The sequence below is a fragment of the Methylobacillus sp. MM3 genome (genome assembly GCF_001645185.1).
GTDB lineage: Bacteria > Pseudomonadota > Gammaproteobacteria > Burkholderiales > Methylophilaceae > MM2.
Map to the genome: position 1 here is coordinate 512,977 of NZ_LXTQ01000011.1, position 9,067 is coordinate 522,043.

At 56.1% G+C, this 9,067-nt stretch carries 7 protein-coding genes, 1 tRNA gene and 1 other RNA gene; 2 read left to right on the top strand and 7 right to left on the bottom strand.

Going from position 1 to position 9,067, the window contains the following annotated elements; genetic code table 11:
* Positions 1 to 8 precede the first annotated feature (8 nt).
* A complete protein-coding gene (gene dnaX, locus A7976_RS06735; RefSeq protein ID WP_067109010.1) occupies positions 9 to 1,688 on the bottom strand; it encodes a DNA polymerase III subunit gamma/tau in 1,680 nt (559 codons plus the stop codon).
* 58 nt (positions 1,689 to 1,746) lie between these two features.
* Positions 1,747 to 1,844, bottom strand: an RNA gene (gene ffs / locus A7976_RS06740) — signal recognition particle sRNA small type.
* A gap of 104 nt (positions 1,845 to 1,948) precedes the next feature.
* On the opposite strand from ffs, the gene A7976_RS06745 reads away from it, so the two are divergent.
* Positions 1,949 to 2,039, top strand: a tRNA-Ser gene (locus tag A7976_RS06745).
* 175 nt (positions 2,040 to 2,214) lie between these two features.
* Here the strand turns inward: A7976_RS06745 and A7976_RS06750 are convergent.
* The 3 genes from A7976_RS06750 to A7976_RS06760 form a co-directional block, all read right to left on the bottom strand.
* On the bottom strand, positions 2,215 to 2,400 hold the full coding sequence (locus A7976_RS06750; protein WP_067109013.1) for a hypothetical protein: 186 nt from the start codon (positions 2,398 to 2,400) through the stop codon (positions 2,215 to 2,217).
* A gap of 372 nt (positions 2,401 to 2,772) precedes the next feature.
* Positions 2,773 to 5,268, bottom strand: coding sequence for a glycogen/starch/alpha-glucan phosphorylase (locus A7976_RS06755; protein ID WP_240483816.1), 2,496 nt, complete (start codon positions 5,266 to 5,268; stop codon positions 2,773 to 2,775).
* Between the two features lie 139 nt (positions 5,269 to 5,407).
* Positions 5,408 to 7,066 (bottom strand): DUF2339 domain-containing protein, encoded by a 1,659-nt coding sequence (locus A7976_RS06760; protein ID WP_067109016.1) that lies wholly within the window; start codon positions 7,064 to 7,066, stop codon positions 5,408 to 5,410.
* A 251-nt stretch (positions 7,067 to 7,317) separates the two neighbouring features.
* On the opposite strand from A7976_RS06760, the gene A7976_RS06765 reads away from it, so the two are divergent.
* A complete protein-coding gene (locus A7976_RS06765) occupies positions 7,318 to 7,521 on the top strand; it encodes a cold-shock protein (RefSeq protein ID WP_067109019.1) in 204 nt (67 codons plus the stop codon).
* Positions 7,522 to 7,681: 160 nt separating this feature from the next.
* Here A7976_RS06765 and A7976_RS06770 read toward each other — a convergent pair whose 3' ends face one another.
* Together A7976_RS06770 and A7976_RS06775 are read right to left on the bottom strand one after the other, a co-directional pair.
* Positions 7,682 to 8,623 carry a phosphoribulokinase gene (locus tag A7976_RS06770; RefSeq protein WP_067109022.1) on the bottom strand — a complete coding sequence of 314 codons (942 nt, stop codon included), beginning with the start codon at positions 8,621 to 8,623 and terminating at the stop codon, positions 7,682 to 7,684.
* Positions 8,624 to 8,714: 91 nt separating this feature from the next.
* On the bottom strand, positions 8,715 to 9,067 hold a 353-nt coding region (locus A7976_RS06775; RefSeq protein ID WP_205633463.1), incomplete at its 5' end, for a class II fructose-bisphosphate aldolase.

The window sequence follows — 9,067 nt, forward strand, 5'->3', positions numbered from 1 at the left end:
GCCCGATATCACTGGGCTGGTTTGATGGTGGACGGAATGATCGTCGCCCCGAAGCTTTCCATCAGATCACGCACGAAAGGGTCGCCCTGGATGGAGGCTTCGGCTTGCGCCTGCCGGGCCGCCTTTTCCTGATTGATCTGGCGCGCTGGAGTGTTGATGGCATTGCCGCTGACTTCGATGGCGACATGCAATTGCTTGCCAAAGTGCTCCTTCAGCGTGGTTCGCAGCTTTTCCTGATAGGTATTGTCGAGCAAATGCTTGTGTTCAGGCGGCACCGATAACCGCATCTGCTGGCCGTCGAATGCCACGAGCGCACAATTTTGCGCCAGCATGCGTGCCATGCCGCTCAGTTTAAGTGTGTCCACGAGCCCGCGCCAATTGCCGTCAAAGGTGGTGGCGATAGATTCTGAAGGTTTGATTTCCGCGGTGGCCTGCTGAACTGCCAACGGTTTCTCAGGCAGAGTCTCTTGCTGCGGAGAGTAAGTCGCAGGCGTTCTTTCCATCTCGGCAAGAGGGGGCGCGGCAATCTGCGCTTGCACTACCGGCGGAGGATTCGTTCCTTGGCTGGGTGCAGGAGTAGATGCCTGTTTGTATATTTGTGCATCATTGGGAGCAAATGCCAGCATGCGCAGCAGGCACATGCTGAACCCGGCATATTCGTCCGGTGCCAGCCCAAGATCGCGCCGGCCGAGAAGGGCGATCTGATAATAAAGCTGAATGTCTTCCGGCTTGAAGAGTGCTGCCAACTCCAGAAGTTGCGGACGTTCCGGGAGGTCTGCAGGGATCGCGTCAGGCACCGACTGGGCCAGTGCAATCTGATGCAATAACAGCGCGAGCTCACCCAATGCAGCATCGAAGGACAGGCTGCGTTCTTCCATGCTGCGCGCAACGGCCAGCAATCCGGCTCCATCGCGACGTGCCAGCGCCTGCAGCAAGGTAAACAGATAGCTTTGGTCGATGGCGCCCAGCATGGCGCGTACTTCCGCTTCATGGACGGCGCCGGAGCCGTAGGCGATGGCCTGGTCGAGCAGCGACAGCGCATCGCGCATGCTGCCCGAAGCGGCGCGCGCGATGAGCTGCAAGGCGACGCTCTCGGCGCTGATGGATTCTTTCTGCAATACAGCGTGCAGATGCTCAGTGATGGATGTGACCGGCATCTGGCGCAGGTTGAACTGCAGGCAGCGCGACAGTACTGTCACCGGCATCTTCTGTGGATCGGTGGTGGCGAGGATGAATTTGACGTGCGCCGGGGGCTCTTCCAGCGTCTTCAGCATCGCATTGAAAGACGAAGTCGACAGCATGTGCACTTCATCGATGATGAATACCTTGAAGCGTGCCACGGTCGGCGCGTACTGGGCGTTTTCCAGCAGGTCGCGCATCTGATCGACCTTGGTATTGGAGGCGGCGTCCACTTCCAGCAAGTCGACGAAGCGGCCCTTATCGATCTCGGTGCAGGCGGAGCAAACGCCGCAAGGTTCGGCAGTGATGCCGTTTTCGCAATTGAGGGCTTTGGCAAGAATCCGCGCCAGGGTGGTCTTGCCGACTCCGCGCGTACCGGTGAACAGGTAGGCGTGGTGCAGCCGCTGCTGTTGCAGCGCATTGGAAAGGGCGCGGACGACGTGCTCCTGGCCGACCAGTTCCTGAAACGTCTTTGGGCGCCATTTACGCGCCAGAACCTGATAACTCATGGATTTTTCGGCCGGTAGGTAAAGCGCAAACTTTAGCCCATCCGCAGTAGAAATAAAATGGGGCGAGCCTGATCCCCGGCACTTGCTTCAATAACTGTGGCTGCTTCCTTCCGGACCTGACCAGGTTGGCTACCTTGCAATGCGGGGAGGCCCGCCGACTGATATTCTACCCCATTTGCGGTTGAATTACCGCCGAATCAACGAAACGAAATCCAGCTTGGTCATGCCAATAAGTTAAGTTATAATGCCGCTCCTTTAACGGAGAGGTGGATGAGTGGTTTAAGTCGCACGCCTGGAAAGCGTGTTTAGGCTAATAGCCTAACGCGGGTTCGAATCCCGCCCTCTCCGCCATAAAAACATGCTCATGTTTTTATGATTGCAAAACGGCCTGATTAATCGGGCCGTTTTTGTTTTTACGGATGGCCTTTCTTCCTTACCCTTGCCTATGCCATTGTGGCTCAAGCGTGTGTCTCGCACCTTGGCCCCAGCCATGTCGGGCGGCCTGCTTGAGCCGGGATGTTGCGAGTCAAAGAGGCTGATATTTGATCGATGAATAAATTTTCCACTTCATCGTTGCCGAGCCGCTGTGGAAATCCTTCATTTGCTCAGGATGCTCATCGAGGTAATCGATAACTTTTTTGTCCCAGGTGGCGACTTGATAAGGAATCGCTTCTAGAAAGTTCGCCAAGGATTTTACGATTTCCGGTTTCATGATTCATCCTTCCCATTAGTTGCATTTTGTAATGTAGAACACGCAATAAGAATGCCAAGTTGCATGCCTGGAATCATTGCAAAGCTGGGTGACAAAACTATGACAGGCCGGGAAGCCTAAACGGCTTGCAGGCAATTCGAGATGGTTATCAAAAAGATTCGTTTGGATGTGAATTTCGATTTTTGATTTATCCGGCATTGCACAATGCTGGTGCATGGACATAACTGGTTTGCGATGGGAAAGTCGATTCCATTTTGAAATAGCTCATTCACAACTCTTTAAGCCAGTCCTTTTCAAAACGCAAATGATTGATGCCATTCACGAGGTGTCTGATCGTGAATGGCATCAACGTACTGTTTTCCCGGTCAAAAACTACTGCGCCATATTAGGCAAATGCCAGATTTCCCGGTTGTAATCGGCAATTGTTCGATCACTGGAAAACTTACCACTGGCTGCTGTGTTGAGGATGCTCATGCGCGTCCAGTGATCATGGTCCAGATAGGCGCTTGCAGCGCTGTGCTGTGCATCGATGTAGCTGCGGAAATCAGCAGCTGTCAGCCATGGATCATGCGGGTTGCGAATCGACTGAATGATAGGATCGAATATTCCCGGCTCAAACAGGTTGAAATGGCCGCATTCCAACAGATGCATTACGCGCGCCAGGTCGTCGTCCTGCTCGATGATGGCGTCCGGATTGTAATGTCCGCGTATCGCCTCGACCTCTTCTGCGTTGAGACCGAACAGGAAGAAGTTCTCGCTGCCGACTTCTTCGAGAATTTCGATGTTGGCGCCATCCAGCGTGCCTATGGTCATTGCGCCGTTCATCATGAACTTCATGTTGCCGGTGCCGGAAGCCTCTTTTCCGGCCGTTGAAATCTGTTCGGAAAGATCGGCGCCAGGGCAGATGATCTCCATCGCCGAGACGCGATAATCGGGCAGAAAGGCCAGTTTCAGCAGCTCGCTGGTGCTGGGGTCGTCGTTGACGACCGAAGCTACGGAGTTGACCAGCTTGATGATGCGCTTTGCCATCTGATAGCCTGGCGCCGCTTTGCCCCCGATCAACACGCAACGCGGCGTGATGCCGTCGCGTTCGCCGCGCTTCAGCCGGTCGTAGAGATGGATGACGTGCAGCACGTTGAGCAGTTGCCGCTTGTATTCGTGTATGCGTTTCACCTGGATGTCGAAAATAGCATCAACGTCGAAGGTCACACCGCAATCCTTCTGGACCAGTGCTGCCAGGCGCGCTTTGTTGGCCTGCTTGACGGCACGCCACTGGGCGCGGAATTTGGCATCGTCGGCATACGGCGTCAGCTTGCGCAGTTGCGGCATGTCGGTGATCCAGTCCGACCCGATGACGGAGGTGATCAGTTTGCTCAACTCGGGATTGCTAGATGCCATCCAGCGGCGCGGCGTGACGCCGTTGGTCTTGTTGTTGAACTTGTTCGGCCACAGCTCGTAGAAATCATGGAACAGATGCTGTTGCAGCAGGCGGGAGTGCAGCTCCGCCACGCCATTGACGGACATGCTCGCAACGACCGCGAGATAGGCCATGCGCACCTGTTTTTCCGGGCCTTCCTCAATGATGGACATACGCTGCTGACGATCGCTGTCGCCCGGCCAGCGTAGCGACACTTCTGCGAGAAAGCGGGCATTGATCTCGTAAACGATGTCCAGCAGGCGCGGCAGCAGTCGTCCGAACATGCTGACCGACCAGCGCTCCAGCGCTTCGGGCAGCAGCGTGTGGTTGGTATAAGCCACGGTGCGCGAAGTGATCGCCCAGGCGTCATCCCAGTTCAGGCCGTGCTCGTCGATCAACAGACGCATCAGCTCCGGCACCGAGCAGGTCGGGTGCGTGTCGTTCAACTGGAAGCAGTTTTTCTCCGCGAATTGCGAAAAATCATTGCCGTGCTGTGCAACCCAGTGCCGCAGTATGTCCTGCAGGCTGGCCGATGCGAGAAGATACTGCTGGCGCAGACGCAGTTCCTTGCCGTTTTCGCTGGCGTCATTGGGGTACAGCACCATCGTGATGTGTTCGGCATCGTTCTTTTCGCCGACAGCTTCGGCGTAGCTTCCGGCATTGAATTCGTCGAGATCGAATTCATCCGTTGCCGTCGATTTCCACAATCGCAGGGTATTCACCGTGCCGTTGCGATAACCGGGAATCGGCATGTCGTAGGGAACGGCGAGTACATCATGGGAATGTACCCAGCGGACGCGGGTGTTGCCTTGGTCGTCCGTATAGGGCTCGGTATGGCCGCCGAATTTGACCCGTACGGCGAATTCCTGGCGCTCGATTTCCCAAGGGTTGCCGATGCGCAGCCAGTGATCGGGCTCTTCCATCTGGTAGCCGTTCTCGATCTTCTGACGGAACATGCCGTATTCATAACGCAGACCATAACCCATCACCGGCAACTGCAGCGTGGCGCAACTGTCGAGAAAGCACGCGGCCAGACGGCCGAGACCGCCGTTGCCGAGCCCGGCGTCGTGCTCCTGTTCGGTGATTTCCTCCAGGAACAGCCCCAGTTTCTGAAGGGCGTCGGTGGTGGAAGACGTTTCTTCGAGATTCAGCATTGCATTGCTCAGGGCCCGTCCCATCAGGAATTCCAGCGACAGGTAATACGTGCGCTTGCTGTCCTCGGCGTCGTAGGAAGCTTGCGTCTTCTTCCAGCGCTCGACGATGCGGTCGCGCCAGGCCATCGCGAATGAGGTGTAGACATGGTAGGCCGCCTCGTTGAGTTCGCTGCGGCCGAGAGTGCGGCTGAAGTAGCGGCGGAAATCCTCTACCACGCTTTTTCCGTCCATGCTCAAAGGCGGCAGGGTCGAGAAAGCGTGCGTTGTCTTGCTGCGGGTAAACGGTTTTGAATTCAAGATGGCATTCCTGGGTATCTAGAGTAAAGGCGAAGGTTGCCGGATTGTTATGCCATTATTGGGTAGCAACTATTACGCCAGTTTGAAAGTGCGATTTTACTGGAAGTGGTGCGATATGGCTCGTTCCCTAGGTGAAGTCCTAAGTCTCTTCGCGTGAAGAAAGCATGCGCTGATACAGCCAGCCGCCGGCGTAAAGCGAAAGTCCGAGCACCAGCAGGATGCCGATGCGCATCAATGGGGCAGACTGGTGCAGGTCATAGATCAGTACCTTGCCTGCCGAGGCTGCGAATATCAGCAGCGAAGATTGTCCAAGGATGCGGTCGCGCCTGTGAATGGCAAACCCCAGGCAGCCGGTGGCGAGCATGCCCCAGGCCAGCGATGTGGAGAGGCGGTCATCGAGCAGGTGCACCGCTGCGGCCATCGCGCAGATATGGCCTGCGTATAACAGCGGAATGTAAAGGTTCTGCAACGTGTGCCGTCGCTGCACGAACCAATAGGCGGCGTAGCATTCCAGCGCATAAAGGATGGGAAGCGCATCGCCACCCGGAATCTCCGATGTGCCTACGTCCGAAACGATGCGCATGTAATTGACAATTGCGATGATGCCCACACCCAGCCATACCGGCCAGCCCAGGCCTTGGCCCGAGGTGCGGGCGACGCTGAACCAGGCGACGGCAGGCACCAGGACGAAAGCCACCCAGGGCGTCCATTCATCAGGCACCGATTCAAGATATCCCGCATGAAACAGTACCAGCGCAACATAAGCCGAAAGCAGGAAATGCCCACCGGGCAAAGGTTGACGCATCAAGTTCTGGCTGATGAAATAGAGCAGGGCGACTACGCCGGCGGTGGCGAGCGCGATCCAGGGTGCATAACCGGGCAGGTGTGCCGCGAGCAACGCGTATTGCAGAAAGTAGAAAATCAGCAGTGCCGGCAAGTGTGCGATGGCAACTTCCCGTGTCATCGGTTCGTTGCGGCGGATCGAGAACGCGGCGGCCGCAACAGAAAAAATCGCGAATTGCAGCGTCTGGAAGACCAGTGCCGCAATCCATTCTTCATGCATCGTGTCGCGCTGTATCACGTCAAAGCCAATCAGCGCGAAATAAAGTGCCAGCAGGTAGACCAGACGTCGCCCTGTCCAGACCGCATAGATGCTGAAAATCACGCTCCATGCAGAAAAATAGATGGCGAGATCGGTCACATCCACCAGTACGTTCTCGATCAGGAAGGGGGCGGCATAAGAGCCTGCGACAGCAAACAGCGCATATAGCTCGCTGGCGAACACGCGGCATAGCCACAGCGACAACGCGGCGACTATCATCACGCCAGCCGTCGCCATCTGCGGGCTGATCAATCCATAGAACATATGTGCGCCATAAACCGCCAGGAACAGCGTAACAATGCCGCCGGCAGGCAGCAGGGATGCATACTGCCGATTAGCATGCCGCAACGCCAGTCCGGTGCCGATCAGCGTGAAGCCGCCGGCGATCGCCAAGCCGATCTGGCGTTCAGGCGTCAACCAGCCGGAGTCGAGCGCGAGACGGATCAGGTAAACCGCCGCCATCACCAGTGCTGCTGCGCCGCTCCAGCCGAGCAGGGTGGTAATTGATGAGTTACGGGATTCTTCGGTCGAGGTTGAATGAAGCGGTGGTGGGTTTTCGGCTTTGATTGCAGGCGTTGCCTTGGCAATAGCAGATTCTGCAGCGATAACTTTAGGCAAGGCCAGCTTGGATTCGATGCGCGAAAGCCGCGCTTCGATAAGTGCCAGCCGTGTTTCGATACTTTGTTCTTGTGACATGACCACGCTCCCTGCGGATGGTATAAGGCTAATCCAAGCGGGTTGCCATCGCAAGTAATGAGGGTGGGCGGGGGCTTCGGAGCAATTAATTATTAAATTGTTATGCTTTTTCTGAAATTGCGAGTATCCTGTGCGGGTCTGTTAGGATTCAAGTTGCGTCAATGCGGTACCTCGTCGTTCATCATTTTCCCTTGATTTCAATAGATGCCGGACATTTCGTCCGAAATTAATTTTTATTTTAGGAAAACAAAATGGCAACAGGTATTGTTAAGTGGTTCAACGACGCTAAGGGTTTCGGTTTCATTACTCCGGACGCTGGCGGTGAAGATCTTTTCGCTCACTTCTCGGCTATCAAGTCCGACGGTTTCAAGTCCCTGCGCGAAAATCAGCGCGTGACTTATGACGAAGCTATGGGCCCCAAAGGCAAGCAAGCTGCGAACATCATTCCCGAGTAATTCTCAGGAATAATAAAGCAAGTAAAAAGCCCCGGCATGCCGGGGCTTTTTTTATGCCGTGGTTTCCCAATCGGGCGGATGGCCCAATGCGTTATTCACCGGAGCCATCCATGTCATGCGACGGGACAAGGCTGCCACTTACGCCGCATGAAAGGCAACTTCAAGCTTGCAACGCATGCTCCACGCTTTTCGATAGAAAGCTGTACGCATGCGTAAACGCGCCGCGCTTGTCCATCAGATTGCGGATCAGCGGCGTGAGGATGATTTCCATGGCCAGCCCCATCTTGCCGCCGGGCACCACAATGGTATTCGGGCGCGACATGAAAGAGTCCTGGATCATCGTCAGCAGATAAGGGAAATCTGCCATGCCGGGATCGCGGAAGCGGATGATGACGAAGCTTTCGTCCAGCGTCGGAATGTCGCGTGAGATGAAAGGGTTCGAAGTATCCACCGTCGCTACACGCTGGAAATTGATGTGGGTGTGCGAGAATTGCGGCGTGATGTAGTTCACGTAATCGCGCATGCGGCGCACGATGGTATCCACCGTGGCCTCCGCCGGGTAGCCGCGTTCGGAGTTGTCTCTATGGATTTTCTGTATCCATTCAAGATTGACCACTGGCACCACGCCTATGCCGAGATCGACATGTTCCGGCAGCGAGATCTTGTCGGTTTTCACTAGGCCGTGCAGGCCCTCATAGAACAGCAGGTCGGTATTGGGCGGAATATCTTCCCACGGCGTGAATTCGCCGGACTTGAACTTGCCGCCCATCTGTTTGCTTTTTTCGGTCGCCTCGATGCAGTTATGCAGGTAAAAGCGCCGCTGGCCGGAGCCTTCCTTGCCGTAAGTGCGGAATAATTCTTCCAGCTTGCCGAAATGGTTCGCTTCCGGTCCGAAATGGCTGAAGGAGGAATTGCCCTCGGCTTCGGCCTTTTTTACCGCCTCGCGGAATTCCTGCCGGTTGTAGGCATGAAAGCTGTCGCCTTCGATGACGACTGGCGCGATGCTCTCGCGCCGGAAGATATGCTCGAACGCGCGCTTCACCGTACTGGTTCCCGCGCCGGACGAGCCGGTCACCGCAATAATCGGATGCTTCTTGGACATCATTCACCTCCAGTTGACTGGGCACGGGCGTGGCCGCCGCGATGCCTGCTACATTTAAAAATCTGAGCTCGGTTTGCCGAGGTGGCGTGATCTATTTCACTATCTGGGCGAGTTCCCCCTTCTTGTAGCGTTCCGCCATCTTGTCGCAGGCGAGCGCCTTGATCCGGCTGGCCTGGCCGGCGGAGCCGAAGGCTTCGAAGCGCGCCTGGCAGATGTCCGCCATCGCCTTGGTCGAGGCGAGGAGGAACTTGCGCGGGTCGAATTCCTTGGTGTTGGCCGGATCATTGAGGTAGCGGCGGATCGCGCCGGTGGAGGCAAGGCGCAGGTCGGTGTCGATGTTGACCTTGCGCACGCCGTGCTTGATGCCTTCGACGATCTCTTCCACCGGTACGCCGTAGGTCTCGGGGATTTGCCCGCCGTTGGCGTTGATGATCTTGAGCCATT